Origin of the sequence: Sphingomonas kaistensis (assembly GCF_011927725.1) — a bacterium.
In the GTDB taxonomy this organism is placed as follows: Bacteria; Pseudomonadota; Alphaproteobacteria; order Sphingomonadales; family Sphingomonadaceae; genus Sphingomicrobium; species Sphingomicrobium kaistense.
Window position 1 is genome coordinate 1855313 of the sequence record NZ_JAATJC010000001.1, and the last position, 24253, is coordinate 1879565.

Sequence of the window (24253 nt, forward strand, 5' to 3'; positions counted from 1 at the left end):
AAAGAAAGCGTATGCCCATGGCTCGCCGCCGCCAGATCTACGAAGGCAAGGCCAAGATCCTGTACGAGGGTCCCGAGCCTGGCACGCTGATCCAGTATTTCAAGGATGATGCGACCGCCTTCAACGCGCAGAAGCGCGGCACGATCAGCGGCAAGGGCGTGATCAACAACCGGATTTCGGAGCATATCTTCACGTCGCTCTCGACGATCGGCGTGCCGACCCACTTCATCCGCCGGCTCAACATGCGCGAGCAATTGATCCGCCAGGTCGAGATCGTTCCGATCGAGGTCGTGGTGCGCAATGTCGCGGCCGGCTCGCTGTCGAAGCGGCTGGGGATCGAGGAAGGCACCCAGCTGCCCCGCACGATCATCGAATATTACCTCAAGGACGACGCGTTGGGCGACCCCTTGGTCACCGACGAGCATATCGCCTGCTTCGGCTGGGCGAGCCAGGAGGAGATGAACGACATCGCCGACATGGCGATCCGCGTGAACGACTTCATGGCCGGCCTGTTCGCGGCGATCGGAATCCGCCTGGTCGACTTCAAGCTGGAGTTCGGGCGGGTGTGGGAGAACGACTTCTCGCGCATCATCCTGGCCGACGAGATCAGCCCCGACGGCTGCCGCCTGTGGGACATGCGTTCGGGCGAGAAGCTCGACAAGGATCGCTTCCGGCAGGGTCTGGGCGGCGAGGCCGAAGCCTATCAGGAAGTCGCCCGGCGGCTTGGCCTGCTCGAGGGACAGGAAGGGGAGAACAGCGTTCTCGACTTCGACAGTCATCGGAAGAAGCGCGGCAAGTAACATTCATGTGACTGGAAAAGCGAAACCCAGGTTAACCTTTCCCGTTTCGAAGATGAACCGATGTTCATCAACATGGCAGCGGCAAGGTATTTGCCTTTCGCTTGCATGAACGGCGCAACTTCTTCTCCCGATCATCTTTCATTCACGCACACGGCATCACATCTGGCCGTGAGCAGCGAGTTGCTTTGGGCTGCTCCAATGAAAAGATCAGGAGAATATCTGTGAAAAAGTTTGTTGCGCTGACCGCCGTCGCCACCGCCGCCCTTGCCGCCACCCCGGCGCTTGCGCAGGCGCCGCAGGGTCCGCGCGTCGAGGCGCTGGTCGGCTATGATGCCCCGCGCATCAAGGTCAACGAAGGCGGCATCACCGGCACCTTCAAGGACGAAGGCGTCGCCTATGGCGTCGGTGCCGGCTACGACTTCGCGCTCAGCAACGGCGCGTCGCTCGGTGTCGACGTCGAAGCTAGCGATTCGACCATGAAGGAAACCAACGCGGCCGGCACCCTGCGTGCCGAGCGTGACCTTTATGCCGGCGGCCGCGTCAGCTTCCCGCTGGGTGCCGATGGCAGCAACGCCTACCTGAAGGGTGGCTACACCAACGCCCGCTTCAGCGCCGAGAGCGGCGCCCTTCGTGCCAAGCAGGACCTCGACGGTTATCGCCTCGGTGGCGGTGCCCAGTTCGCGGTGGCCGGCAAGGCCTACGTCGGCGGCGAGTATCGCTTCAGCGATTACGAGAACGACGTCCGTCGTCACCAGATCGTCGCGACGCTCGGTACGCGCTTCTAAGCGCTGACCCGATTGTCACGGGAAAGGGCGTCCGGCTGGTCCGGGCGCCCTTTTTCATTTTGCGCGGAAATCTGCTATGGTTCCGGCTCCCGAATGAAGAAGGAGCGCGGCCATGATCGAGGACAGCCGCATCTATTTCGCCCGCCGCGCCGCCGAGGAGCAGGAGCGGGCCGAGAAATCGACCGACCCGGTCGCGGCCGGGGTCCACCGCCGCCTGCAGCGGGTCTATGCCGAGCGGGCCAGTGTCGGCGAGCGCTGGCAGGCGCCAGAGGTGATCGGCTAGAGTAGCGACTTGCGCGCGGCCTCCAGCGCCGATGTCGCGGCCGTTTTCCGCTGGGCCCGCAATCGCGGGTAATCCGCTGCTGCCTCGGCACTGAGTGACCGGGCGAAAGCGTCGCTCCGCAGATCGGCCAGAACGGCTTTCATCCGCGCCCTGACCCCGTCGTCCACCAGCTGCGGCCCGCCGAGCGAGGCGCCGAACTCGGCCGTATTGCTGATCGCTTCGCGCATTCCGGCAATGCCGCGGGCTTCGACCAGGTCGGCGAGCAGTTTCAACTCGGACACGCATTCCAGATAGGCGAGCTGCGGTTCGATCCCGGCCTCGACCAGCGTCTCGAAACCGGCTTCGAGAAGGGCCGGAACCGCACCCCATACGACGGCGGCCTCGTTGAAAAGATCCGACACCGTTTCCTGTTCGAAGGTGGAGCGGAGCACGCCGGCACCCGGGCGCCCACTGCCCAGCGCCTGCGCGAAGGCGAGGGCCAGCGGCCAGGCCGCGCCGGTCGCATCCTGCGCGACCGCCGCCAGCGCGACCATGCCGCGACCCTCGACGTACAGGCTGCGCAGGGCGGCGCCGGGACCCTTGGGCGCGACCATGATCACGTCGAGGTCGCGGCGCGGCGCGATGAGGCCGTAGTGGATCGAGAGGCCGTGCGCGAAGTCGACCGCTGCGCCCGGCTTCAGCGCGTCCTCGATCTCGGCATAGATGGCGGGAAGATGTTCGTCGGGGGCAAGCAGGGCGACGATATCGGCCCCACGTGCAGCATCGACGGGAGTGCAGATGTCCAGCCCCTCGCTGCGGGCCTGGTCTGCGCGCGGGCTGCCCGCGCGCAGGCCGAGCCGCACCCCAATGCCGCTGTCGCGCAGGTTGAGGGCCTGGGCGCGGCCCTGGTTGCCGAAGCCGATGATCGCGACCGTTCGGCCGGCCAGCGGAGCGGGATCGAGGTCGGCGTCGCCTAGCATCCGCGTTCCTTGGCGGCGGCCAGCAGGCTGCGCAAGGCGGCGTCGGGATCAGCCTCCCGGTCAAGGCCCAGTTCCTGCCCGCGAAACCAGGTCCGCTGGCGCTTGGCATATTGCCGGGTGGCGAGCTGGCCGGCAGCGACCATGGTTGCGCGATCCGTCTCGCCGGACAGATAGCGCGCGATCTCGGGCACGCCGATCGCGCGCATGACGGGCAGGGTGGGGGAGAGGCCGCGAGCGAGCAGATCGCTCACCTCGTCGAGAGCGCGGTCCTCGACCATCGCGGCGAAGCGCCGGTCGATCCGGGCGGCGAGTAGCTGGGGGTCGGGGAGGAGGATCGTCCCGAACAAGGCGACCTCGCCGCGAATGCCGCCGAGCGTCCGTTGCTGCCAGCTTGCGAGGGGCGATCCGGTCGACAGCACCACTTCCAGCGCGCGGGCGATGCGCGTGGTGTCGTTGGCGTGGAGCCGCGCGGCGGCGGCGGGATCGTGCTCGGCCAGGCGGCGCTGGTTATCGGTCACCGGGGCGGCACGAACTTCGGCGCGGATGGCGGGGTCGATCGGCGGCACCTGCGCGATGCCGTCGAGCAGCGTGCGAAGGTAGAGGCCCGTTCCGCCAACGAGGACCGGTAGCTGGCCGCGTCCATGCACCTCGTCGATGACCGCCTTCGCTTCGACGGCCCAGTCGGCGGCGCTGCACGCCAGCGCCCCGTCGCGGTGCCCGAACAGGCGGTGTTCGACCCCTGCCATTTCCTCCGCGCCGGGGCGTGCGCTGAGCACCCGAAGGTCGGCATAGACCTGCGCGCTGTCGGCGTTGACGATCACGCCGTTCGTGCGTTGTGCGAACGTCACCGCGAGTGCCGACTTGCCGCTGGCTGTCGGCCCTGCGATGACGCACAGAGGAGGAACGCCCTTGTTCATTGCCACCCTGATAGCAGCAGGACGCCTAGGCGACAGCGATCTTGCCCGAGCGGCGGAAATCGCCGGCGGAGGCGAGCCGCGATGGATCGACGAGGGTGATGCAGCCGACCTGCTGCTTGGGCCGGTGGAAGACTGGCGGGACCTTCGTGACCGGCTGGAAGCCGGGCTGCCCGGCGTCGATGTTGTCGTCCAGCCGGCCGAGACACGCGAGAAGCGATTGTTCGTCGCCGACATGGATTCGACCATGATCGGGCAGGAATGCATCGACGAACTGGCGGACTTCGCGGGAAAGAAGAAGGAGATCGCCGCGGTGACCGAGCGCGCGATGCAGGGCGAGATCGACTTCGAGGAAGCGCTCCATGCCCGGGTCGCGGCGCTGAACGGGCTCGGGGTCGGTTGCCTCGAACGGTGCAGGACCGAGCGCGTGACCCACAATGACGGTGCCCGGACGCTGGTGCAGACGATGCGGGCGCGGGGAGCCGCCACCCTGCTGGTGACCGGCGGCTTCCACGACTTCGCCGATCCGCTTGCCGCCGAACTGGGCTTCGAGGAAGTCCGCGCCAATCACCTGGAGAGCATGTACGGTCATCTGACCGGGCGCGTCACGGGTGCCATCGTCGATGCGGCGGCCAAGGCGCGGTCGCTGGTCGAACTGCGCGATCAGCTTGGTCTCGCGAAGGGCGAAGTGCTGGCGATCGGCGACGGCGCCAACGACGCGCCGATGATCGAGGAAGCGGGCCTGGGCGTCAGCTTCCACGGCAAGCCCAAGCTGGAGGCGATCGCTGCGGCACGGATCCGGCATAACGACCTGACCGCTCTGTTATGGGCGCAGGGCATCCCCAGAAAGGAATGGGCGGCCGGCTAAGCGGCGCTTCCCTTCCGTCAGCGAGCGGGCACCGGGAAACAGGGTTGCGGCTTCAGCGCCGAACAGGCCGCCGATGCCGCCGCTCGGCTGGGGTAGGGGCCGGCCTGCAGGCGGGTCATCGTCCCCGAGGGAACCAGGGTCATCCGCGCGCCCTTCAAGCGCGGCGCCAGGCTTGCGAATAAGCGCTGCGCCGAAGCGCTGTCACGGAACGCGCCGAGCTGCACCCGGTAGGCGCCCGGCCCCGACACGGCGGCAGGCGCCGCGGCCTTCGGCGCTGCGACCTTCGGCGCAGCGGCCGCTGGAACCTTCACCGGTGGAGGCGTGGCGGCTGCGGCGGTCCGGGCGCCGGAACTCACCAGCTCCTGAGCCAGCGCGACGCCCTTTCGCCGCTCCTCAAGCGGGATCAGTTGATCCATCTCGCCGAGGGTCGTCTTGGCCGGTGCAAGACCCTGCGCCGCCGATCGGCTGACCAAGGCGTAAGCGCGGATTCGGTCCTCGGTCACGCCATCACCGTTGAAGAGCGCGGTGCCGTAGACCAGCATCGCGCGCGGTTCTCCGCTCTCGGCGGCCTGCTTCAGCCAGCGCAGGGCAGCAGTGCGATTGCCATTCTGGAAGAGGAGAAGACCGAGGCTGGTCTGCGCTTCGAGATGCCCGGCACGGGCGGCCTGCTCGTAGAAACGCTGCGCTTCGGCAAGGTCGGCGGGCACGCCGCGGCCAAGCTTGTAGGCTTGGCCAAGGTTGAAGGCTGCATCGGCCTGGCCCTTGGCTGCAAGCGGGCGCCAGATCGCAACCGCCTTTTCCGGCTGGTTGGCGCTCCACGCCTCGATCCCGGCCCTGACGCTCTGTGCGTGAAGCGGACCTGCTGCGACCAACGCCGCCGTGACGAGCAAAATCCGACGCATGAACCTCTCCCCAAGATGCGCAGCCTAACCGAGCGAAGGTCCGGCGTTAACCTGATTTTAGGCCTGCCCCGGCATCCCAGTGACAGCACACAAGATTGAAGCACCTTACCCGAGGGGATCGGAATGCGCGTTCTGGCTATGGCATCGCAGAAGGGGGGGTCGGGCAAGACCACGCTCTCCGGCCATCTGGCGGTGCAGGCGCAACTTGCGGGCGCTGGCCCGGTCTGCCTGATCGATATCGATCCGCAGGGCTCGCTCGCCGATTGGTGGAACGAGCGCGAGACCGAAATGCCGGCCTTCGCCCAGACCACCGTCGCCCGCCTTGCGAGCGACCTTGAAGTTCTTCGCCAGCAAGGCTTCCGCCTGGCGGTGATCGACACTCCGCCGGCCATCACCATGGCGATCCAGAGCGTGATCGCGGTGGCCGAACTGATTGTCATCCCGACCCGGCCGAGCCCGCACGACCTTCGCGCCGTGGGCGCAACGGTCGATCTGTGCGAACGCGCCGGCAAGCCGCTGATCTTCGTAGTCAATGCGGCGACGCCCAAGGCCAAGATCACCTACGAGGCCGCCGTCGCGCTGTCGCAGCACGGCACCGTGGCACCGGTCACGCTTCACCATCGCACCGATTTCGCGGCCTCGATGATCGACGGCCGGACGGTCATGGAGGTCGATCCCAAGGGCAAGTCGGCCGGCGAGGTCACGGCGCTGTGGGAGTATATCTCCGACCGCCTCGAGAAGAATTTCCGCCGCACCGTGTTCGCGGCCCCGGGCGCTTCGCCCGGTGTCGGAGCGGCCGCGCCGCGTCCCGTCGGTGGCTTCGGCCGCCGCGTGGTCGGCTGAGAAGGGGCGTATTTCCCATGATGAAGAGCGAACCCAAGCCCTTCGCCTCCCTGTCTTCCGGGCTGCTCGCCCGCAAGGGTGCGGCGCGTCCGGCGATGCGCCCGCAGGGATTCGGCCAGCTTGGCAGCGGCCTCGAGGATCTCGGCTGGAACGACATGGGCTTCGAGCCCCCCCGTCCAGCGCTTGCGCCGGTTCCGGCCGGCGAGGATTCGCCCGTTGCCCTGCGGTCCAACCCGGCACTCGGCCTGAGCCCGATCCACGCTGTTCACGAGGAAATCGCGCAGCGGCTGGCCAACGACGCCGGTGACGAAGTCGACGAGACCGCCGAGCCGGTTCCCGCCGACGTCCCGCCGCTCGCCGAACTGCTTGCCGCGCCGGTCGAGGAAGAAGCCGCAGTCGCCGAACCGGTGACTCCGGTACTTCAGGTCCGCGCCGAGCGTGCACCGGTCGTGGTGCCCGCCGTGGCGGTCGCCGCACCTGCGCCCACCCCGCGCAGCCGCGCTTCTGCCGGCAAGGCCAAGGCCGCTTTCACCCTGCGGCTGGACCAGGATCGCCATCTCAAGCTGCGCCTGGCCTGCGCCGTCACCGGCGTATCGGCCCAACAATTGGTTACTCGCGCACTCGACGAGTTGCTGGCGTCCATGCCCGAACTCGACGCCATGGCCAGCAGCGCCCCCGAACGCCAGTCAAGCAAGGATTGACCCGATGACCAAGTCCAGGTCCGCACTTCTCGCCGCTTCCAGCATCGTCATGGCAGCCGCGCTCACGGGTTGTGCACTGGGCGGGGGCAAGCCCAAGCATTTCGGTGGGCTTGCTGAGAACAGCAACATCGGGGTCGCGATGCGGGCGCAGGCCGCGCTTCAGCAGGGCGATGTCGCGAGCGCCGTTTCCTATGCCGAGCGTGCGGTCGAGAAGAGCCCGGCCGACGCGGCCTTCCGGACTTTGCTCGGAAATGCCTATCTCGCCGCCGGACGCTTCCGGTCGGCCGAAGCGGCGTTCGCCGATGCGCTGGCAATCTATCCCAACCAGGTGGGCGTTCCGCTGAAGCTGGCGCTGGCGCAGGTCGCGCAGGGCCGGGGAGAGGCCGCGGCGCAGACCCTCGATACTTATTCCCAGGTCATCAGCCCGGCCGACGCCGGGCTCGCGATGGCCCTAGCCGGACGCCCTGGCGCGGCGATCGAGACGCTTGAGCTTGCCGCGCGCGGCGACGAAGCGGATTCGCGCGTTCGCCAGAACCTGGCGTTGGCGCATGCGATCGCGGGCGACTGGACCCGTGCCCGCCGGGTCGCAGAACAGGATCTCTCGGGCGACCAGCTCGAGCAGCGGATGAGCGAGTGGGCAACCTTTGCCAGGCCGGGAGCGGCAGCGACCCAGGTCGCGTCGCTGATCGGGATCAAGGCGCCGGCTGCAACCGACTCCGGAATGCCGGTCCGTCTTGCGCTTCGTTCGCAGAATGTCCGCAGTGCCGCGGTTTCGGTGCCGGCGCCGCCGGTGACGGAAAACCGGGTGCTGGCCGAAGCCGCGCCGCAGCCCGAAATGCCGCTGGCCGAGCAGCAACCGGTCGCGGTTGCAGCGGCCGACGTGCCTCCGCCTGCTGCTCAGGTGCAATATGCCGCCTCGGCACCCGATGTCGCCGCCATGGTCGACAGCCTCCGTGCCGAGCGCGTGAAGCCGTCGGGGGGCCTTCCCAAGGTGGCCGAACTGCGCCGCGCCGCGGCCAAGCGCTTCGGCATGAGCCAGGCGGTAGTCCAGCTGGGCGCCTATGCCACCGAAGCCGGGGTCAAGGCCGGCTGGTCGACGATCGCCCGTCGCCATCGCGACGTGACCGCCTATGTCCCGGCGAGCGCACGCTTCGCAGGAGCGCGGGGCACGGTCTACCGGCTCAGCCTCAAGGGCTTTGCAAGCGATGGCGAGGCGCGGCGGCTGTGCATGCAGCTGAAGTCGAGCGGGGCGACCTGCTTCGTCCGCAACGCAGCCGGCGATTCGCCGGTCCGCTTCGCCAGCCGCTGAGGCGTCATCCGGCGATAAGCAGTTCCAGAACGGCCATGCGCATCGCAACGCCGTTCGCCACCTGACGCAGGATAAGGCTGCGGCCGGGCAGGTCCGCAACCTCGTCGGCGATCTCGACTCCGCGGTTCATCGGGCCGGGGTGAAGCACCACCGCACCGGGCGCTGCCAGCGCCAGCCGCTCGGGCGTCAGGCCGTACAGGCGGAGATATTCGCCCGGAGCATCGCCGAGATCCTCGTCGAGCCGTTCGCGCTGGACGCGCAGCATCATCACCGCGTCCGCGCCGGCGATCGCTTCGTCGATCGAGTGGCTGCCCGCGTCCGCGGGGACCAGCGCCGGGGGTCCGGCGAGGCGCACGGAGGCCCCGAGCCGGGGCAACAATTCCGCGTTGGAATGCGCCACCCGGCTGTGCGCAATGTCGCCGATGATCGCGATGGTCCGGCCCGTCAGCGACCCGAATTGCTGGCGCAGGGTGAGTGCGTCGAGCAACGCCTGGGTCGGATGCTCGCGGGTCCCGTCGCCGGCATTGACCACCGGGCAATCGACCAGCGCCGCGACTTCCTCCGCAGCGCCGTTCTGGCGGTGGCGCAGCACCAGCGCGTCGGGCCCCATGGCGCCGAGGGTACGAGCCGTGTCCGCGAGGGTTTCGCCCTTCTTCACGCTGGAATGCTCGACCGACAGCGTGATCGCCTGCGCGCCCAACCGGGCGGCAGCCTGCGCGAAGCTCATCGCCGTCCGAGTGCTGTTTTCGTAGAAGCAGTTAAAGATGGTCCGTCCGGCCAGCCGGTCGCGTCCGCTGCGCGGGTCGAGCGCATAGTCCTGCGCACGGGCGAAAAGCTGATCGAGCTGCGAGTCGCCGAGCGACGAGATGGAGAGCAGGTGCACGGACGCGGCTGCTAGCTTGGCCGCGGCAACATGCAAAGGGCATCGAGCGCCCCTTGCAGGATGTGCGCGGCGGCAAGCTTGTCGACCGCCACGGCGCGCTTGGCACGACTGACGTCGGCGGCAATCATCGCGCGCTCCACCGCCTGGGTCGACCAGCGCTCGTCCCACAACAGCAGGGGCAGAGCCAGCGGCGCGAGATTGCGGGCGAAGGCGCGGGTTGACTGGGTGCGGGGCGAGTCGCTTCCGTCCATGTTGAGCGGCAGGCCGACCACCAGCCCGCGCACCGAATGGCGTTCGCAGAAGGTGCGAAGCAGCTCGAGGTCGGCGGTAAACTTGGTCCGGCGGATGGTCTCGGCCGGCCCGGCGAAGCTCCATCCGGTGTCGCAAAGCGCGAGGCCGACGGTCTTGGTCCCGACGTCGAGCCCGGCAAGCACGCCGCCGCCCGGCAGCGCGGCGAGAAATTCGGCGGCAACGCTCGTGATCATGGCTTGAACGCGTTGACGCGGCCGCGCGCATCGGCGCGGATGTTGGCCCAGAACAGTGCGTAATCGTAGACGTGGTAATTGTTGCCCGGCAGCACGTAGGAACCGAGGTCCGGAAGCTTGCCGTCAGCGCCGGCGATGATCAGGAAATTGTCGCGGCACAATGCTCCGACCGCGCCTTGGACGAGGGTGGCGTCGCTGAGGCTGGAGTCGGTCGGGACCAATGTGCCGTCGTTGCGCGCGAAGTTGGCGATCTCGCCCGTGACCCCGTCATCGTCGGAGCCTGACAGCGGATTGTAGCAGATGATGTCCTGTCGCCGCCGCTTGAGGCCATTGAACCCGGTCGTCCCCTCGAACGCAGAGGTGATGAGGTCGGTGTTCGCGGGCTGGCCATAGGTCTGCCACGACACCAGGCAGCGGGTATCGAGATTGTTAGCGCAGGCAGACAGGCCCATCGCCGGCAGATCGGCGGTGCGGCTGACCGGCCAGCCGACCACGTAGGCGGCGACGATCCGCTTCTGCAGCGCGGGATCCTTCGCCACCCTGTCGCGCAGCAAGCGGGTAAGGTGGAGCGCGCCCTGGCTATGCCCGGCGAGGATGATCGGCGCCGTCGGCTCCTGCATCAGGAAGCGGTCGAAGGCGCGGACCACGTCCGAATAGGCAAGGTCCAGCGCGGCCGTGGCATCCTTGCCGGTGTCCAGGAAGGCGCCGAACGCGGCCTGACGATACTTCGGCGCGTAGATGCGGGAGAAGTTGAAGGCGCTTGCCTGGCTGCGGACGAACAGCCCGGCGCGTTCCTGGCTTTCGCGATCGCCGAGCAGGGCGTTCCAGCGATCGCGCTGCAGGTAGGTGGTGGGGTGGATGTAGAAGGTCGCGGCCTCGACCTTGTCGGCTGGTTCCTCGCCCATGCCCTGCGGCTTCCATTGCGCCGGGCCCGGCGGGACGGTGTCGGGAAGGTTGAGCCAGTTGTCCGCCTGCACATAGTCGGGCCCGCTGGCCGGCGGGGGAGCCTCGTAGGGAACCGTCGGAAGCGCCTGCTTGCGCAGGACCGAGCCGCCGAACTGGAACAAGGCGAAGCCGCCGGCGGCGACCAGCAGGGTGAGGACGAAGATGATCAGCAGGAACCGGCGAGCGCACATGGTCAGCGCAGGTAGGGCCGGGCAAGCCAGAAGCCAAGTTGACTTGAAGGCCGGGTGGGGCTTGGCTGGGGCGGAGTGAAGTGAAAGGTATGTGTCTTGAAGATCAAGCTTTCCGCCCTGTTGCTGCTGACCACCGCCGCTTGCACCACCGCCGACGGCGACCTCGCCGCGCCCCGGACAGCGGCTGCCGTGATGCCGGTCGGTCCGGTCGAGCCGGTCGTCACTCCGGCGGCCGAGGACCAAAGGCTGACGGTCTTCCTCGATGCCGCCTTTGAGGAGCAGGTCGCGCGTTCACCGCAGGGCCTGACCGGGCTTGGCCGAAAGGAGCGCTACAATGAGCTCAACAGCTACACCGACGCCAATGCGGCGGAAGGCCTTGCCTTGGCCCAGCGGCAGCTTGCCTCGATGCGGGCGCAGTTCGATCCCGCCAAGCTGAGCCCCAACGGACGGCTCAGCTACCAGCTCTTCGAACGCGAAGTGCAGCAGAATGTGGAGAATTTCCGCTGGCGGCGGCACGGCTTCATTGCCAGCACCAACGGCAGCCCGGCCGGTTCGCTTCCGGTGTTCCTGATCAACAACCACAAGATCGCCAGCGTCGCCGACGCCGAAGCCTATATCTCCCGCTTGCAGGCGGTCGAGCGGGTGATGGGCGAGATCACCACCAACATGCGGGCACAGACCGCGGCGGGGATCGTGCCGTCCACCTTCAATTTCGCGCCGGTCCGCAAGGATGCCGAAAAGGTGCTTGCGGGAGCGCCCTTCACCACCGGTCCAGAGACCCCGGTGTACGCCGATTTCCGCGCCAAGGTCGCCAAGCTGGACGCCCCGCAGGCTGAAAAGGATCGCCTGCTTGCCGCGGCCCGCGACGCGCTGACCGGCCCGTTCCAGCGCGGCTATCGCAGCTTCCTGGCGACGTGGACCGAAACCGAGCGGCAGGCCAAGGGCAATCGCGGGGCCTGGGGCCTGCCGGACGGCGCGGCCTTTTACGCCAACCGGCTGAAGAACTCGACCACCACCTCGATGAGCGCGGCGCAGATCCACCAGCTTGGCCTCGATCAGGTGGCGGCGATCCACGGCGAGATGGAGCGCATAAAGACCCAGGTCGGGTTCAAGGGCACCCTGCGGCAATTCTTCGACGAGCTCCGGTCCAACCCCAAATATCGCTACCCCGACACCGATGCGGGCCGCGCCGCCTATATCAAGGATGCCGAGGGCTTCGTCGCGCAGGTGATGGCCAAGTCGCCGCAATGGTTCCGCCGCCTTCCCAAGGCCGCGCTCGAAGTCCGGGCGGTCGAGAAGTGGCGCGAGGGGACGGCGGCGATCGCCTTCTACAACTCCCCGTCGGAGGACGGATCGCGTCCCGGCATCTACTATTCCAACCTCGCCAATATGGCGGACGTGTCCAAGCCGCAGCTTGAAGCGCGCAGCTATCACGAGGGCGCGCCGGGCCACCACTTCCAGATCGCCCTTGCGCAGGAGCTTCCCAACGTACCCAAGTTCCGGCGCTTCGGCGGCTATGGCGCTTATGCCGAGGGTTGGGGGCTGTACGCCGAGGGCCTGGGCAAAGAGATGGGCTTCTATCAGGACCCGATCAGCGAATTCGGCATGCTTTCGACCCAGGTCTGGCGAGCGGTTCGGCTGGTGGTCGACAGCGGCATCCACGACAAGCGCTGGACCCGCGAGCAGGCGATCGATTATTTCCTGGCCAATGCGCCGCTCTCGCGCGCCGACGCCGTCCGCGAGGTCGAGCGCTATTTCAACTGGCCGGGGCAGGCGACCAGCTACATGGTCGGACAGCTCAAGATCCTCGAGCTGCGCGAAAGGGCCAAGCGCGAGCTGGGCGACAAATTCGACATCCGCGACTTCCACGCCGCGGTGCTCGAAAACGGGTCGCTTCCGCTCGATGTCCTGGAAGAGCAGGTCAACGCCTACATCGCGGCCCGCAAGGCGGCCTGATCGCAGGGGCGAGGCCCCCACGCAGCCGTCGGCACCGCGCCTCGATGGGCGCGGGGCTGACGGCTCGCAGTTCACCTCCGGTTCAAGCGGCCGACCTGATGGTTCCGGCAGGCCGGGGGGCTTGTACGGAGCGTCTTCATGTCCCTTGTTCGCAATCTCGCCCTGGCGGCGGTTGGCGCGGTCGGCCTTGCCGGCTGCAGCACCCTCGATCCTTATTATGGCGCCTCGATCGGTGTCGGCTCGCCTTATTACAGCTCGGGCTATGGCTACGGGTATGACCAGTACTCGCAATATGGCGGCTACGGGCAGTATGGCGGCTACGCGCCTTACGGAGCCTATGGCGCGAATTATGGCTCCTATGGCGGCTGGAACGGCGGATATTATTATCCGGGCACCGGCGCCTACGTGTATGACCAGCAGCGCCGCCGCTATCCGATCAGCGCAGCCCAGCGCCGCTATTGGGAGCAGCAGCGGATCGCGCGGAGCCGCAACCCGGCGGTGCAGCAGAACTATCGCGAATATCGCGCCGAGCGTCGCGACGATCGCCGCGACTACCGGACCGAGCGCCGCGAGGACCGCGCCGCGGTGCAGTCGGGTCAGGTGACCAGGCAGGAATATCGCACCGATCGCCGCCAGGATCGCCGCGAATATCGGCAGGACCAGCGCCAGGACAGCAGGGAGCTCCGCCGCGAGAACCGGCGGGATCGCCGCCAGCCTCGATAAGGTGAAGTGATCGCACCGTTGGCAGGGGGAGTTGAAGGCTCGGCTCCCCCTCGCTAACGCCCGGCCATGTCCGTCGATACCGCCACCGTGCGGCACATCGCCAAGCTTGCGCGCATCGCCATGAGCGATGCGGAAGTGGAAGCGCTGGTGCCCGAACTCAACAATATCCTCGGCTGGGTCGAGCAACTCGGCGAGGTCGATACCTCGGGCGTCGAGCCGCTGGCGACCGTGGTCGACCAGAAGCTGCGCCTGCGCGACGACGTCATCGACGCCGACCCGCTGACCGGCGGCAACGTCCGCGACAAGGTGCTGCTCAACGCGCCCGAGGCCCAGCACGGCTTTTTCGCGGTCCCCAAGGTGATCGAATAATGGCCGAGCTCAACAGCCTCACGCTGACCCAGCTCCGCGATGGCTTCCGCGCCGGCGACTTTTCCGCGCGGGAGATCGCCGAGAGCTTCAACGCGGCGGTGGCCGCAGCCCGGGCGCTCAACGCCTATACGGTTGAAACCCCGGACGATGCGCTGGCCTGCGCCGACGCCGCCGACACGGCGCGGCAGTCGCGCGCGCTGAAGCCGCTGTCGGGCATCCCGCTCGGGATCAAGGATCTGTTCGCGACCGTCGGCGTGGACACCACCTCGGGCAGCAAGATACTCGGCGGCTTCAAGCCGGCTTACGAGAGCACCGTCAGCGCCAAGCTGCGCGACGCGGGCGCGGGGATGCTGGGCAAGCTCAACATGGACGAATTCGCCATGGGCTCGTCCAACGAGACGAGCACCTACGGGCCCGTCATAAGCCCCTGGAAGGGGAGCGACGGCGGTAACGCGGCGCTGACACCGGGTGGAAGCTCGGGCGGGTCGGCGGCGGCGGTTGCGGCGGGTCTGGCGCCGGGCGTCACCGGCACCGACACCGGCGGCTCGATCCGCCAGCCTGCCGCCTTCACCGGAATCACCGGCATCAAGCCGACCTACGGGCGTTGCTCGCGCTGGGGCATCGTCTCCTTCGCCTCCTCGCTCGATCAGGCCGGCCCGATGGCGCGGACCGTGCGCGATTGCGCGATCCTGCTCGAGGCGATGAGCGGCTTCGATCCAAAGGATTCCACCTCTCTCGACGCGCCGGTTCCGGCGTGGGAGCAGGGATTGTCAAGCGATCTCAAGGGCAAGCGCGTCGGTATTCCCAGGGAATATCGCATCGACGGCGTGCCCGATGAGATCAACGCGCTGTGGGACCAGGGCATCGCCTGGCTCAAGGACGCGGGCGCCGAGGTGGTGGAGATCTCGCTGCCACACACCAAATATGCGCTTCCGACCTATTACATCATCGCCCCGGCCGAGGCCTCGTCCAACCTCGCCCGCTATGACGGTGTCCGCTACGGGCTGCGCGAAGTGCCGGAGGGCGGCAATCTCGACGCCATGTATGCCGCGACCCGCGCCGCCGGCTTCGGCGCCGAGGTCAAGCGCCGCATCATGATCGGCACCTATGTGCTGAGCGCGGGCTTCTACGACGCTTATTTCACCAAGGCGCAGCGCGTCCGGGCGCTGATCAAGCAGGATTTCGCCAGGGCCTTCGAGCAGTGCGACATCATTCTCACCCCGACCGCGCCGAGTGCTGCGTTTGGGATCGGGGAAAAGATGAGCGATCCGCTGGCGATGTACCTGAACGACGTGTTCGCGGTGCCCGCCAGCCTCGCAGGTCTTCCGGCGATGAGCGTGCCGGGCGGGCTCGACGCGCAGGGGCTTCCGCTCGGGCTGCATCTGATCGGGCGGGAAATGGATGAGCAGGGTGTGCTGAATGCCGGCCTTGCGATCGAGGAACGCGCGGGCTTCACCGCCCGTCCGGGGAAGTGGTGGTAATGGCCGACGCAAACGCACCCTATCGCCTGAAGGGCGACACCGGCGAGTGGGAGGTCGTGATCGGCCTCGAGGTCCACGCGCAGGTGACCTCCAACGCCAAGCTGTTCAGCGGCGCGGCGACCGCGTTCGGGGCCGAGCCCAATACCCAGGTCAGCCTAGTCGATGCGGCGATGCCGGGCATGCTTCCGGTCCCCAACCGCGAGTGCATCCGCCAGGCCGTCCGCACCGGTCTGGCGATCGACGCCAAGATCAACAAGTGGAGCCGGTTCGACCGCAAGAACTATTTTTACGCCGATCTTCCGCAGGGCTATCAGATCAGCCAGCTCTATCATCCGCTGGTCGGCGAAGGCTCGGTCACGGTGCTGGTCGACGAGAAGGATGAGGCGAGCGCGCGCACGATCGGGGTCGAGCGCATCCATGTCGAGCAGGATGCCGGCAAGCTGATGCACGACCAGCATCCGACCATGAGCTACGTCGACCTCAACCGCTCGGGCGTCGCGCTGATGGAAATCGTGTCCAAGCCCGATCTGCGCTCACCGGCGGAAGCGGGGGCGTATTTGCGCAAGCTGCGCGCGATCCTGCGCTATGTCGGTTCGTGCGATGGCAACATGGAGGAAGGCTCCATGCGCGCCGACGTCAACGTGTCGGTGCGCAAGCCCGGCGACGAGTTCGGGACCCGCACCGAAACCAAGAACGTCAATTCGGTCCGCTTCGTGATGGCGGTGATCGAGCATGAGGCGCGCCGCCAGATCGAGGTCCTCGAGGAAGGTGGTTCGATCGTCCAGGAAACCCGGCTCTATGATCCGGACAAGGGTGAGACGCGGTCGTTGCGGTCGAAGGAAGATGCGCACGATTATCGCTACTTCCCCGATCCCGACCTGCTTCCGCTGGAGCTGGACGACCAGTTCATCGAGGATTGCCGCGCCTCGCTGCCCGAACTGCCGGACGCCAAGCGCAAGCGCTACGAGGCCGCGGGTATCACCGCTTACAACGCCAGCGTTCTGACCGCCGAGGTGGAGACTGCGCGCTGGTTCGACGGTCTGCTGGACGCGGGGGCCGAACCGGTCCGGGCTGCCAATTGGGTTGTGGCTGAGCTGTTCGGGGCGCTCAATCGCCTCGGCCGGGACATCGCCGATTGCCCGGTCTCGCCCGCTCAGGCGGCCGAGTTGCTTGGTCTCGTCGCCGACGGGACCATCAGCGGGTCGATCGCCAAGACCGTGTTCGAGAAGATGCTCGACAGCGGCGATGGCGCCCATGCGATCGTCGAGCGCGAAGGCCTGAAGCAGAACAGCGATACCGGCGCGATCGATGGCGAGATCGACAAGATCCTCGCCGCCAATGCCGACAAGGTCGCGCAGTATCGCGAGGGCAAGGTACAGCTGTTCGGCTTCTTCGTCGGCCAAACGATGAAGGCGATGCAGGGCAAGGCCAATCCGGGCGTGGTCAACGAGCGGTTGAAGGCCAAGCTCGACTAGTCATGGCAGCGTCGCATTGTCGTTGCTATGTGGCGGCGATGCGTAGCTTTTTCCTCCTCGCCGCTGCCCTTGCGGCCAGTCCTGCCGCAGCCCAGGGCCCGGCCAAGCCGCCCAGGCTGATCGTCGCCATCTCGGTCGACCAGCTGTCGGCCGACCTGTTCGCCGCCTACCGCCCGCATTTCATCGGCGGCTTCAAGCAGCTGGCGGAGCGGGGCGTAGTGTTCGCCAACGGCTACCAGAGCCACGCCGCGACCGAGACCTGCCCGGGCCACTCGACGCTGCTGACCGGACGCCACCCGGCGGCGACGGGGATCGTTGCCAATAACTGGATCGACCAGGGAGCGGCGCGCGAGGACAAGAATATTTACTGTTCCGAGGATGAGCGGGTCGCCGGCTCCACCTCCAAGGCCTACACGGTCAGCCCCGAGCATTTGCGCGTATCGACGCTTGGCGATCGGCTGAAGGCGGCGGATCCGCGCAGCCGGAATGTCGCGGTTTCGGGCAAGGACCGGGCGGCGGTGATGATGGGCGGCCGCGCGGTCGACCAGCGCTGGTATTGGGACGGCAAGACCTGGGCCAGCGACAGGCCGGTGACCAACCCGCCGCGAAGCGTGCTCGGGGTCCGGGGCTTTTCTGACCAGTGGTTCGGGAGCACGCAGGAGCCACTGGAGGTGCCTGCCCTGTGCCAGGCGCGGGCAACACCCTATCAGGTGACGCCGACCGTCACCGTCGGAAATGGCCGGTTCGCTCGAGCCGCCGGGGATGCGCGGGCATTCCGGACGATGCCGCAGTTCGACAGCCTGACCCTGGCCCTGGGGATGTCGCTGATCCGCGAAATGAAGCTGGGGCAGGGGCCAGCCACCGACGTCATCTCGATCGGGCTGAGCGCGACCGATTATATCGGGCACAGCTTCGGCTGGGGCGGGCAGGAGATGTGCCTGCAGATGCTCAACCTCGACCGCGACCTGGAAGGTTTCCTGATTCAGCTGGAGCAGCAGAAGGTTGATTACGCACTGGTCCTGTCGGCCGATCATGGCGGGCAGGATGCGGTGGAGCGGCTGCGGACAGGGGGCGACACCGGGGCGGTGCGGGCCGACCCGCTGCTGAGTCCGGCCGAGATGGGCAAGCTGATGGCGCCGCAGCTGGGGCTGAGCGGCGCGGTCCTGCGAGGCGATGGGGTGAGCGGAGACTTCTGGCTTGACCGGGCGATCCCGGCCAAGGACCGCCCGCGCGTGCTGGCCGAGGCGGTCCGCCGCTACAAGGCGCATCCTCAGGTCGAGACGGTGTTCACGGCGGCCGAGATCGGGCGCGTGCCGATACCGTCGGGCGATCCGTCGCGGTGGGGCCTGCTGCAGCGGGTGCGGGCCTCGTTCGACCCGGCGCGGTCGGGGGACTTCTATGTGGTGCTGAAGCAGGGCGTCAGCACGGTCGCGCGGCCCGGCCCGGGCTATGTCGCGAGCCACGGGACGGTGTGGGACTATGACCGGCGGGTGCCGATCCTGTTCATGGCCCCGGGGGTCAGGCCGGCCACTCCGGCAGCGGCGGCGGACACGGTCGATATCCTGCCCACCGTTGCAAGCTGGATCGGACTGAAGCTGGCGCCCGGAAGCGTGGACGGCGTGTGCCGGAGCGAGGCGGCAAGCTGCCGTTGACCGGGACGAGGGGCTCCCGCCGTGCCAGGCGCCTCTCCGCCTAGCGAGCGCTGCTTCCGGCGAGCCTTGCGAAGGCGGCCAGCAGCGCGAGGGGACCCGCCTGCTCGATCGCTCCCGCCGCCACCTCTTCCGGGGACCAGAACATCGAGTCGGGCGTATCGTCGAGCATCGCCCAGTGCGGAAACATGCGCCGGTCGACCGCGGTACTGAGGAGGAGCCGCACGTCGTTGTGGCGATCGTCGACCGCGATCCGCGCGAACAGGGCCTCGATCGCCGGCTCGGACCCCTCGATCAGCTGCAGGTAGAGGTCGTGACGGCAGATCAGCGCGCCGGTGATGTCGAGGCGCGGATTGTTGCGCCGCGCGGTCAGCAGGATGCCGGCGAGCATCGCCTTGTCGTAGCCAAACGGTTGCGAGCGATAGATGAGCTGGTGCATGCGGCCTCGCTGGCAGGGCACCGCGTCGTGCCGGGGGGCAGGCTAGGCCAGGCGGGCGCCCGCGCCTAGCCGCCACAGCATTTGCCTGTGCCGGCGGGATCGTGCCACCTTGCCGCGGTGAGCGAGGCGGCGACAGCATCGAGGGAGCCTAACGGCACGCGGCGCATCTTCCTGGCGGGCGCGACTGGGACCATCGGCCGGTCAACTGCGCGGGCGCTGGTGGCGCGAGGGCATGAGGTGGTGTGCTTCGTGCGGGCGTTGCCGGAGGGGGAGTCGCTCGCGGAGCTCGGCGGCGCGGAAGTCAGGGTCGGCGACGTCACCGACGCGGGCTCGATCAAGCGGGATGGTCTGCGCGGCGAGCGGTTCGATACGATTGTGTCGTGTCTGGCCTCGCGCACGGGGTCGCCGCGCGACGCCTGGGCGATCGATCACCGGGCGAACCTCAACCTGCTAGAGGCGGCGAGGGCGGGCGGCATCGTGCAATTCGTGCTGCTGTCGGCGATTTGCCTCCAGAAACCGAAGCTGGCGTTTCAGCATGCCAAGATCGCGTTCGAGCAGGCGCTGATCGCTTCCGGCCTGGCCTACACGATCGTCCGGCCGACCGCCTTCTTCAAATCGCTGTCGGGGCAGGTCGAGCGGGTGCGGCGGGGCAAGCCGTGGCTGCTGTTCGGCGATGGCCGGCTGACCGCGTGCAAGCCAATCAGCGACGCCGACCTTGCCGCCTATCTCGCCGCTTGCGTCGAGGATCCGGCGCTGCAGGGCCGGGTGCTGCCGATCGGCGGCCCGGGTCCGGCGATCACGCCGAGGGAACAGGCCGAGGCGCTGTTCGCCCTGCTGGGGGAGGAGCCACGCTTCCGGCAGGTGCCGGTGCGGCTGATGGATGCGATCGTCGGGGTGCTGGGCGCACTGGGCCGCGTGGCCCCGGCCCTGCGGGACAAAGCCGAATATGCCCGGATCGGGCGCTATTATGCGACTGAATCGATGCTAGTCTGGGACGAAGAGGCCGGGCGCTACGATGCGGGAGCGACGCCGGAGACGGGGTCGGAAACGCTCGGCGATCATTATGCGGCCCTGTTGGGCGGGCTTGCACGCGGGTGACCCGAAAGCAGTTCCGGCCCGGCGCCAGCGATCTCGAAGCGAAAAGAAGGGGTCATCCTGTCACGCGATGAGGGCGTTTCATCTTGCCTTGCGGCGTTTGTCGGAAGGTGTCCTCGACCCACCGAAAATGGCAGATTATCAGGTTCTTCCAGTGCGTTCATGGTGAAGGAATACGGGATGCGGATAGCGGTGGCGGTGATCGGGATGGCTCTTGCGGTGGGAGCGTGCGGGCAGAATGCAGCACCGCCCGCAGAGAGCGCGAACGCCACCGCCGGCAATGAGGGCGCGGCCGCCACCGCGTCGCTGTGGGCGGGTGGCGCCAAGCGGCCGCTCGAACTGCAATCCGCGCATCCCAATGGAGTCGTGCTCCAGCTTACCTCACTGCAATCTAGCCCGACCGAAACCACCATCGGGCTCCGGGTCATCAACGGGCGCGACAAGGCGGTCGAGCTCAACCGCTTCAACAACAGCCGCAACGGCTATCTGGTGCTCGACACCGGCGAGAAACTCTACCTGTCGCCGCCGGCCAGCAACGCCAAGCTCAGCATCGAGGCAGGACAGACGCTGGAAGGCCAGTTGGTGTTTCTGGGCCGCTTGCCCAAGGCGAAGACCGCCGTCCTGGTCCTGAATGAGAACGGGCAGACCGACAGCGAATATACCAACACCCCAAGCTATCGGATTAACCTGCCGCTCGGCTCGCTGGAAGGTGGGCAGGGCTGATGCCGGCAAGGCCTTCGTTCCGGATCGCCCTGGTCTCGGCCACGCTGGTGCTGGCGGGCTGCGGCGGGTCGAACCCGTTCAGCGGCGATCCGGCGCCGCTCGACGTGCAGATCGCGCACCCCAACGGCGTCGTCCTCCAGCTGCTTTCGGCCGGCGCGTCGGGCGACCATGTGGTCGTCAACGCGCGGGTCCTGAATGGCCGCGACCAGGAAGTGAAGCTCGCGCAGGGGACCGAGAAGTCATACCTGCTGACGGGAAGCGGCGAGAAGCTGTTCCTGGTGCCTCCCGCTGCCAACGAATCGCTCGCCATTCCCGCCGGCCAGGTGATGGACGTGGCGCTGGTGTTCGCGGGCAAGTTGCCGGGAGACGGCAAGGCGACGCTGGTGCTGAGCGAGAACGGCAATGCCGACAGCGTCTACACGGGGAGCCCGCGCTTCCAGGTCGTGCTGGCCGCGGCGCCCGGCGGTGGCAGCGTTCCGGAGATGACCGCCCTGTCGAACATGCGCCCGTTGCCGACGTCCACTTTGCAAGCGTCGGCGGGTACGGGATCGAGCCTTGGAAGTGGCGGGCAGGCGACGAGCGAGCTTCGCACCGTCGAGGCGCTCAAGAGCGAACTGGGCGCCCAGCAGACCGAGCGCGGCACGGTGGTGTCGCTGGCGTCCGACGTCACCTTCGATTTCGACAAGGCGACCTTGCGCGACAATGCCAAGCCCACGCTCGACCGCTTGGCCGAGCTGATCAAGGCCAGCCCGGCGGGCGCGATCTCGATCGAGGGGCACACCGACGCCAAGGGCGACGACGATTACAACAAGCGCCTGTCGGAACAGCGCGCCGCGGCGGTGAAGGAGTATCTTGCCACCAAGGGCATCGACGCCGCCAAGCTGACGACGATCGCGCTCGGCGAGCTTCGCCCGGTCGCGCCCAATGCGGCGGCCGATGGCGGCGACGACGAAGCCGGGCGGCAGCGTAATCGCCGGGTCGAGGTGATCCTGCCCAAGAGCTGAGGCAAAGCGTCAGGCTCCGGCGAAGGTGACGGCCTCGATCTTGTTGCCGTCGGGATCGCGGACGAAAGCGGCGTAATAGTTAGGGTCGTATTCGGGGCGCAGGCCGGGTGGGCCGTCGTCGGTGCCGCCGTTGGCCATTGCGACGCGGTGGAAGGCGTCGACAGCGGCGCCGTGTTCGACTTCGAAGGCGACGTGGACGCCGTTGCCCGGGGCGGCGGGCAGGCCGTTGGCGGGGCGATTGAGGCTGAACGAGGTGATCCCGGCGCCGTAGCCCACGGCCTCATCGACATCGAGGGTGCGGCGCAGGCCGAGCTCGGCCATCACGGGATCGTAAAAGGCGCGGGCGCGGTCGAGGTCCGCGGTGCCGAGGGAGAGGTGGTGGAGCATGGCGGGGCAACCTGCCTCCGCCACGCCCGGTTCCGCCTTACTGGTCGAGGAAGCTCCGCATCTTCCGCGAGCGGCTCGGGTGCTTGAGCTTGCGTAGCGCCTTGGCTTCGATCTGGCGGATGCGTTCGCGGGTAACGCTGAACTGCTGGCCGACTTCCTCTAGGGTGTGGTCGGTGTTCATGCCGATGCCGAAGCGCATGCGCAGCACGCGCTCCTCGCGCGGGGTCAGGCTGGCAAGGACGCGGGTGACCGTTTCCTTGAGATTGGCCTGGATCGCCGCGTCGACCGGGATGACCGCGTTCTTGTCCTCGATGAAGTCGCCGAGGTGGCTGTCTTCTTCGTCGCCGATCGGGGTTTCGAGGCTGATCGGCTCCTTGGCGATCTTCATCACCTTGCGAACCTTCTCCAACGGCATGGAGAGGCGCTCGGCCAGTTCTTCCGGGGTCGGTTCGCGGCCGGTCTCGTGGAGGAACTGGCGGCTGGTGCGGACCAGCTTGTTGATCGTCTCGATCATGTGGACCGGGATTCGGATGGTCCGCGCCTGGTCGGCGATCGAGCGGGTGATCGCCTGGCGAATCCACCAGGTCGCGTAGGTCGAGAACTTGTAGCCGCGGCGATACTCGAACTTGTCGACCGCCTTCATCAGGCCGATGTTGCCTTCCTGGATCAAGTCCAGGAACTGCAGGCCGCGGTTGGTGTATTTCTTGGCGATGGAGATGACGAGGCGCAGGTTCGCCTCGACCATTTCCTTCTTGGCGATGCGGGCTTCGCGCTCGGCCTTCTGGACCTGGTTGACGATGCGCCGGAATTCGCTGAGCGCCATGCCGGTCGACTGGGCGATCTCGCCGATCTCGACCCGGATGCGGTCGACGGTGTCGCCCTCGGTCGCGGCGAAGGCGGCGAACTTCTTGTCGATCTTGGCCACGCGGGCCAGCCAGCTGTCGTCGAGCTCATGGCCCATGTAGCTGTCGAGGAACGCCTTGCGCGGCACGCGGTGGCGTTCGGCAAGGCGCAGCATCTGGCCGCCGAGCGCGGTCAGGCGGCGGTTGTAGGCATAAAGCTGCTCGACCAGATATTCGATCTTGGCGTTGTGGAACTGGACGCTTTCGACCTCGGCAGTGAGGGTTTCGCGCAGCTTTTGATATTCCTTCTCCTTGGTCGGAGAGAAGGGGGTACCGGCCGCCATGCAGGCGAGGCGGGCGTCCTGGAGCTTGGCGAACTTCTTGTAATGATCGGTGATCGCCGCGAACTTCTCGAGCGCGGACGGCTTCAGCGTTTCTTCCATCTGGGCGAGGGAAAGGGTGTTGTCCTCTTCCTCTTCCTCAGCGGGCTTGGGCGCGCGATTTTCGCGCAGTTCGTCCTCGTCGTCGTCGGCGGGGGCCGATTCCGGCTCTTCCTCTTCCTTGATCGACGGACCGGCGGCGGCGGCGGTGACTTCGCCCTCGCCATCCTCGTCATTCTCGGCGGCGTTGAGCTGTTCGGCCGACGGGCCCTTCGAGAGCATGGCTTCGAGATCGAGGATCTCGCGCAGCTGCATGCGGCCTTCGTTTAGGGCGGTCGACCATTCGATGATGGCGTTGAAGGTGATCGGGCTTTCGCAAAGGCCCCAGATCATGGTGTCGCGGCCGGCCTCGATGCGCTTGGCGATCGCGATCTCGCCCTCACGGGAGAGCAATTCGACCGCGCCCATCTCGCGCAGGTACATGCGGACGGGATCGTCGGTGCGATCAACCGTCTCCTTCTTGACCGCGGCGGCGGGGCGCGGGCCGCCGTCGTCGAGCGGATCGACCTCGTCGTCGGACGCGGGTTCGGCTTCCGCCTCCTCCTCGTCGTCGCCGCCTTCTTCCTTTTCGACGATCTGCACGCCCATGTCGTTGAGCGCGGACATGACGTCCTCGATCTGCTCCGAGTTCATCTGATCCTGAGGCAGCGCCTCATTCAACTCGTCGATGGTGATCGTGCCACGCTTCTTGGCGCGCGCGATCAGCTTCTTCACCGATGCGTCGTTGAGATCGATGAGCGGGGCGTCGCCGCCGTCCTGATCGTCGTTTTCGAGGGGTTCTTTGGCCATGGTTGTCGGGTCG

Annotated in this window: 25 protein-coding genes; 16 read left to right on the forward strand and 9 right to left on the reverse strand. The window is 67.4% G+C overall.

Annotated elements, in window-relative coordinates; translation table 11 throughout:
* The first annotated feature begins 17 nt into the window (after positions 1 to 17).
* From purC to GGQ97_RS09040, 3 genes are all read left to right on the forward strand, one after another.
* Positions 18 to 800 (forward strand): phosphoribosylaminoimidazolesuccinocarboxamide synthase, encoded by a 783-nt coding sequence (gene purC, locus GGQ97_RS09030; RefSeq protein ID WP_168068906.1) that lies wholly within the window; start codon positions 18 to 20, stop codon positions 798 to 800.
* A gap of 221 nt (positions 801 to 1021) precedes the next feature.
* On the forward strand, positions 1022 to 1585 hold the full coding sequence (locus GGQ97_RS09035) for an outer membrane beta-barrel protein (RefSeq protein ID WP_168068908.1): 564 nt from the start codon (positions 1022 to 1024) through the stop codon (positions 1583 to 1585).
* Between the two features lie 112 nt (positions 1586 to 1697).
* Positions 1698 to 1868, forward strand: a complete 171-nt coding sequence (locus GGQ97_RS09040; RefSeq protein WP_168068910.1) for a hypothetical protein — start codon at positions 1698 to 1700, stop codon at positions 1866 to 1868.
* Here the strand turns inward: GGQ97_RS09040 and ilvC are convergent.
* Positions 1865 to 2827, reverse strand: a complete 963-nt coding sequence (gene ilvC, locus GGQ97_RS09045; protein ID WP_168068912.1) for a ketol-acid reductoisomerase — start codon at positions 2825 to 2827, stop codon at positions 1865 to 1867. The genes GGQ97_RS09040 and ilvC overlap by 4 nt on opposite strands.
* On the reverse strand, positions 2821 to 3744 hold the full coding sequence (gene miaA / locus GGQ97_RS09050) for a tRNA (adenosine(37)-N6)-dimethylallyltransferase MiaA (RefSeq protein WP_168068914.1): 924 nt from the start codon (positions 3742 to 3744) through the stop codon (positions 2821 to 2823). The genes ilvC and miaA overlap by 7 nt, the downstream gene beginning before the upstream one ends.
* On the opposite strand from miaA, the gene serB reads away from it, so the two are divergent.
* Positions 3737 to 4609 carry a phosphoserine phosphatase SerB gene (gene serB, locus GGQ97_RS09055; RefSeq protein WP_168068916.1) on the forward strand — a complete coding sequence of 291 codons (873 nt, stop codon included), beginning with the start codon at positions 3737 to 3739 and terminating at the stop codon, positions 4607 to 4609. The genes miaA and serB overlap by 8 nt on opposite strands.
* Positions 4610 to 4626: 17 nt before the next feature.
* Here serB and GGQ97_RS09060 read toward each other — a convergent pair whose 3' ends face one another.
* Positions 4627 to 5511, reverse strand: coding sequence for an SPOR domain-containing protein (locus GGQ97_RS09060; RefSeq protein ID WP_168068918.1), 885 nt, complete (start codon positions 5509 to 5511; stop codon positions 4627 to 4629).
* A 123-nt stretch (positions 5512 to 5634) separates the two neighbouring features.
* Between GGQ97_RS09060 and GGQ97_RS09065 the strand changes: the two genes are divergently transcribed.
* The 3 genes from GGQ97_RS09065 to GGQ97_RS09075 are packed head-to-tail and all read left to right on the forward strand — an operon-like array spanning position 5635 to position 8364.
* Positions 5635 to 6354: a ParA family protein gene (locus GGQ97_RS09065; protein ID WP_168068920.1), complete on the forward strand. Its 720-nt coding sequence runs from the start codon at positions 5635 to 5637 to the stop codon at positions 6352 to 6354.
* 17 nt (positions 6355 to 6371) lie between these two features.
* Complete coding sequence (locus tag GGQ97_RS09070; protein ID WP_342448498.1) at positions 6372 to 7055, forward strand: hypothetical protein; 684 nt, start codon at positions 6372 to 6374, stop codon at positions 7053 to 7055.
* A 4-nt stretch (positions 7056 to 7059) separates the two neighbouring features.
* The gene (locus tag GGQ97_RS09075; protein WP_168068922.1) at positions 7060 to 8364 is read left to right on the forward strand and encodes an SPOR domain-containing protein; all 1305 of its coding nucleotides are present in this window, start codon (positions 7060 to 7062) and stop codon (positions 8362 to 8364) included.
* A 4-nt stretch (positions 8365 to 8368) separates the two neighbouring features.
* On the opposite strand, the gene GGQ97_RS09080 is transcribed toward GGQ97_RS09075, so the two are convergent.
* From GGQ97_RS09080 to GGQ97_RS09090, 3 genes are read right to left on the reverse strand one after another with little or no spacing between them, the layout of a single operon-like run.
* Positions 8369 to 9247, reverse strand: coding sequence for an aspartate carbamoyltransferase catalytic subunit (locus GGQ97_RS09080; RefSeq protein ID WP_168068924.1), 879 nt, complete (start codon positions 9245 to 9247; stop codon positions 8369 to 8371).
* Between the two features lie 11 nt (positions 9248 to 9258).
* Entirely contained in the window at positions 9259 to 9732 is a 474-nt protein-coding gene (ruvX, locus tag GGQ97_RS09085) for a Holliday junction resolvase RuvX (protein ID WP_168068926.1), read from the reverse strand.
* Positions 9729 to 10868, reverse strand: a complete 1140-nt coding sequence (locus GGQ97_RS09090) for a DUF3089 domain-containing protein (protein ID WP_168068928.1) — start codon at positions 10866 to 10868, stop codon at positions 9729 to 9731. Before GGQ97_RS09090 ends, ruvX begins: the two co-directional genes overlap by 4 nt.
* A gap of 96 nt (positions 10869 to 10964) precedes the next feature.
* On the opposite strand from GGQ97_RS09090, the gene GGQ97_RS09095 reads away from it, so the two are divergent.
* The 6 genes from GGQ97_RS09095 to GGQ97_RS09120 all read left to right on the forward strand — a co-directional run bounded on the left by GGQ97_RS09095 (position 10965) and on the right by GGQ97_RS09120 (position 18524).
* Positions 10965 to 12824, forward strand: a complete 1860-nt coding sequence (locus tag GGQ97_RS09095; RefSeq protein ID WP_168068930.1) for a DUF885 domain-containing protein — start codon at positions 10965 to 10967, stop codon at positions 12822 to 12824.
* Between the two features lie 138 nt (positions 12825 to 12962).
* Positions 12963 to 13547, forward strand: a complete 585-nt coding sequence (locus GGQ97_RS14535) for a hypothetical protein (protein ID WP_168068932.1) — start codon at positions 12963 to 12965, stop codon at positions 13545 to 13547.
* A 66-nt stretch (positions 13548 to 13613) separates the two neighbouring features.
* A complete protein-coding gene (gene gatC / locus GGQ97_RS09105) occupies positions 13614 to 13916 on the forward strand; it encodes an Asp-tRNA(Asn)/Glu-tRNA(Gln) amidotransferase subunit GatC (RefSeq protein ID WP_168068934.1) in 303 nt (100 codons plus the stop codon).
* Positions 13916 to 15397 carry an Asp-tRNA(Asn)/Glu-tRNA(Gln) amidotransferase subunit GatA gene (gene gatA / locus GGQ97_RS09110; RefSeq protein ID WP_168068936.1) on the forward strand — a complete coding sequence of 494 codons (1482 nt, stop codon included), beginning with the start codon at positions 13916 to 13918 and terminating at the stop codon, positions 15395 to 15397. The genes gatC and gatA overlap by 1 nt, the downstream gene beginning before the upstream one ends.
* Positions 15397 to 16872: an Asp-tRNA(Asn)/Glu-tRNA(Gln) amidotransferase subunit GatB gene (gene gatB, locus GGQ97_RS09115; RefSeq protein ID WP_168068938.1), complete on the forward strand. Its 1476-nt coding sequence runs from the start codon at positions 15397 to 15399 to the stop codon at positions 16870 to 16872. Before gatA ends, gatB begins: the two co-directional genes overlap by 1 nt.
* Before the next feature lie 38 nt (positions 16873 to 16910).
* Complete coding sequence (locus GGQ97_RS09120; RefSeq protein ID WP_168068940.1) at positions 16911 to 18524, forward strand: alkaline phosphatase family protein; 1614 nt, start codon at positions 16911 to 16913, stop codon at positions 18522 to 18524.
* A 40-nt stretch (positions 18525 to 18564) separates the two neighbouring features.
* Here the strand turns inward: GGQ97_RS09120 and GGQ97_RS09125 are convergent, their stop codons facing one another.
* Entirely contained in the window at positions 18565 to 18960 is a 396-nt protein-coding gene (locus GGQ97_RS09125; RefSeq protein WP_168068942.1) for a BLUF domain-containing protein, read from the reverse strand.
* Positions 18961 to 19047: 87 nt separating this feature from the next.
* Between GGQ97_RS09125 and GGQ97_RS09130 the strand changes: the two genes are divergently transcribed.
* The 3 genes from GGQ97_RS09130 to GGQ97_RS09140 all read left to right on the forward strand — a co-directional run bounded on the left by GGQ97_RS09130 (position 19048) and on the right by GGQ97_RS09140 (position 21782).
* A complete protein-coding gene (locus GGQ97_RS09130; RefSeq protein ID WP_342448499.1) occupies positions 19048 to 20058 on the forward strand; it encodes an NAD(P)H-binding protein in 1011 nt (336 codons plus the stop codon).
* Positions 20059 to 20235: 177 nt separating this feature from the next.
* Positions 20236 to 20778, forward strand: a complete 543-nt coding sequence (locus tag GGQ97_RS09135; protein WP_168068944.1) for a hypothetical protein — start codon at positions 20236 to 20238, stop codon at positions 20776 to 20778.
* Positions 20778 to 21782, forward strand: a complete 1005-nt coding sequence (locus tag GGQ97_RS09140; protein WP_168068946.1) for an OmpA family protein — start codon at positions 20778 to 20780, stop codon at positions 21780 to 21782. Before GGQ97_RS09135 ends, GGQ97_RS09140 begins: the two co-directional genes overlap by 1 nt.
* Before the next feature lie 9 nt (positions 21783 to 21791).
* Here the strand turns inward: GGQ97_RS09140 and GGQ97_RS09145 are convergent, their stop codons facing one another.
* Together GGQ97_RS09145 and rpoD are read right to left on the reverse strand one after the other, a co-directional pair.
* Positions 21792 to 22193: a VOC family protein gene (locus GGQ97_RS09145; RefSeq protein WP_342448500.1), complete on the reverse strand. Its 402-nt coding sequence runs from the start codon at positions 22191 to 22193 to the stop codon at positions 21792 to 21794.
* Between the two features lie 13 nt (positions 22194 to 22206).
* Entirely contained in the window at positions 22207 to 24240 is a 2034-nt protein-coding gene (rpoD, locus tag GGQ97_RS09150; RefSeq protein ID WP_168068948.1) for an RNA polymerase sigma factor RpoD, read from the reverse strand.
* Between the last annotated feature and the right edge of the window lie 13 nt (positions 24241 to 24253).

What these genes read in the sequence shown, in the direction of transcription:
- GGQ97_RS09040 (WP_168068910.1), top strand. Translation starts at nt 1,698, where the DNA reads ATGATCGAGGACAGCCGCATCTATTTCGCCCGCCGCGCCGCCGAGGAG.
- GGQ97_RS09140 (WP_168068946.1), top strand. Translation starts at nt 20,778, where the DNA reads ATGCCGGCAAGGCCTTCGTTCCGGATCGCCCTGGTCTCGGCCACGCTG.
- ruvX (WP_168068926.1), bottom strand. Translation starts at nt 9,732, where the DNA reads ATGATCACGAGCGTTGCCGCCGAATTTCTCGCCGCGCTGCCGGGCGGC.
- GGQ97_RS09065 (WP_168068920.1), top strand. Translation starts at nt 5,635, where the DNA reads ATGCGCGTTCTGGCTATGGCATCGCAGAAGGGGGGGTCGGGCAAGACC.
- gatC (WP_168068934.1), top strand. Translation starts at nt 13,614, where the DNA reads ATGTCCGTCGATACCGCCACCGTGCGGCACATCGCCAAGCTTGCGCGC.
- GGQ97_RS09075 (WP_168068922.1), top strand. Translation starts at nt 7,060, where the DNA reads ATGACCAAGTCCAGGTCCGCACTTCTCGCCGCTTCCAGCATCGTCATG.
- rpoD (WP_168068948.1), bottom strand. Translation starts at nt 24,240, where the DNA reads ATGGCCAAAGAACCCCTCGAAAACGACGATCAGGACGGCGGCGACGCC.
- GGQ97_RS09090 (WP_168068928.1), bottom strand. Translation starts at nt 10,868, where the DNA reads ATGTGCGCTCGCCGGTTCCTGCTGATCATCTTCGTCCTCACCCTGCTG.
- purC (WP_168068906.1), top strand. Translation starts at nt 18, where the DNA reads ATGGCTCGCCGCCGCCAGATCTACGAAGGCAAGGCCAAGATCCTGTAC.
- miaA (WP_168068914.1), bottom strand. Translation starts at nt 3,744, where the DNA reads ATGAACAAGGGCGTTCCTCCTCTGTGCGTCATCGCAGGGCCGACAGCC.
- ilvC (WP_168068912.1), bottom strand. Translation starts at nt 2,827, where the DNA reads ATGCTAGGCGACGCCGACCTCGATCCCGCTCCGCTGGCCGGCCGAACG.
- GGQ97_RS09135 (WP_168068944.1), top strand. Translation starts at nt 20,236, where the DNA reads ATGCGGATAGCGGTGGCGGTGATCGGGATGGCTCTTGCGGTGGGAGCG.
- GGQ97_RS09125 (WP_168068942.1), bottom strand. Translation starts at nt 18,960, where the DNA reads ATGCACCAGCTCATCTATCGCTCGCAACCGTTTGGCTACGACAAGGCG.
- gatB (WP_168068938.1), top strand. Translation starts at nt 15,397, where the DNA reads ATGGCCGACGCAAACGCACCCTATCGCCTGAAGGGCGACACCGGCGAG.
- GGQ97_RS14535 (WP_168068932.1), top strand. Translation starts at nt 12,963, where the DNA reads ATGTCCCTTGTTCGCAATCTCGCCCTGGCGGCGGTTGGCGCGGTCGGC.
- GGQ97_RS09060 (WP_168068918.1), bottom strand. Translation starts at nt 5,511, where the DNA reads ATGCGTCGGATTTTGCTCGTCACGGCGGCGTTGGTCGCAGCAGGTCCG.
- GGQ97_RS09070 (WP_342448498.1), top strand. Translation starts at nt 6,372, where the DNA reads ATGATGAAGAGCGAACCCAAGCCCTTCGCCTCCCTGTCTTCCGGGCTG.
- gatA (WP_168068936.1), top strand. Translation starts at nt 13,916, where the DNA reads ATGGCCGAGCTCAACAGCCTCACGCTGACCCAGCTCCGCGATGGCTTC.
- GGQ97_RS09120 (WP_168068940.1), top strand. Translation starts at nt 16,911, where the DNA reads ATGCGTAGCTTTTTCCTCCTCGCCGCTGCCCTTGCGGCCAGTCCTGCC.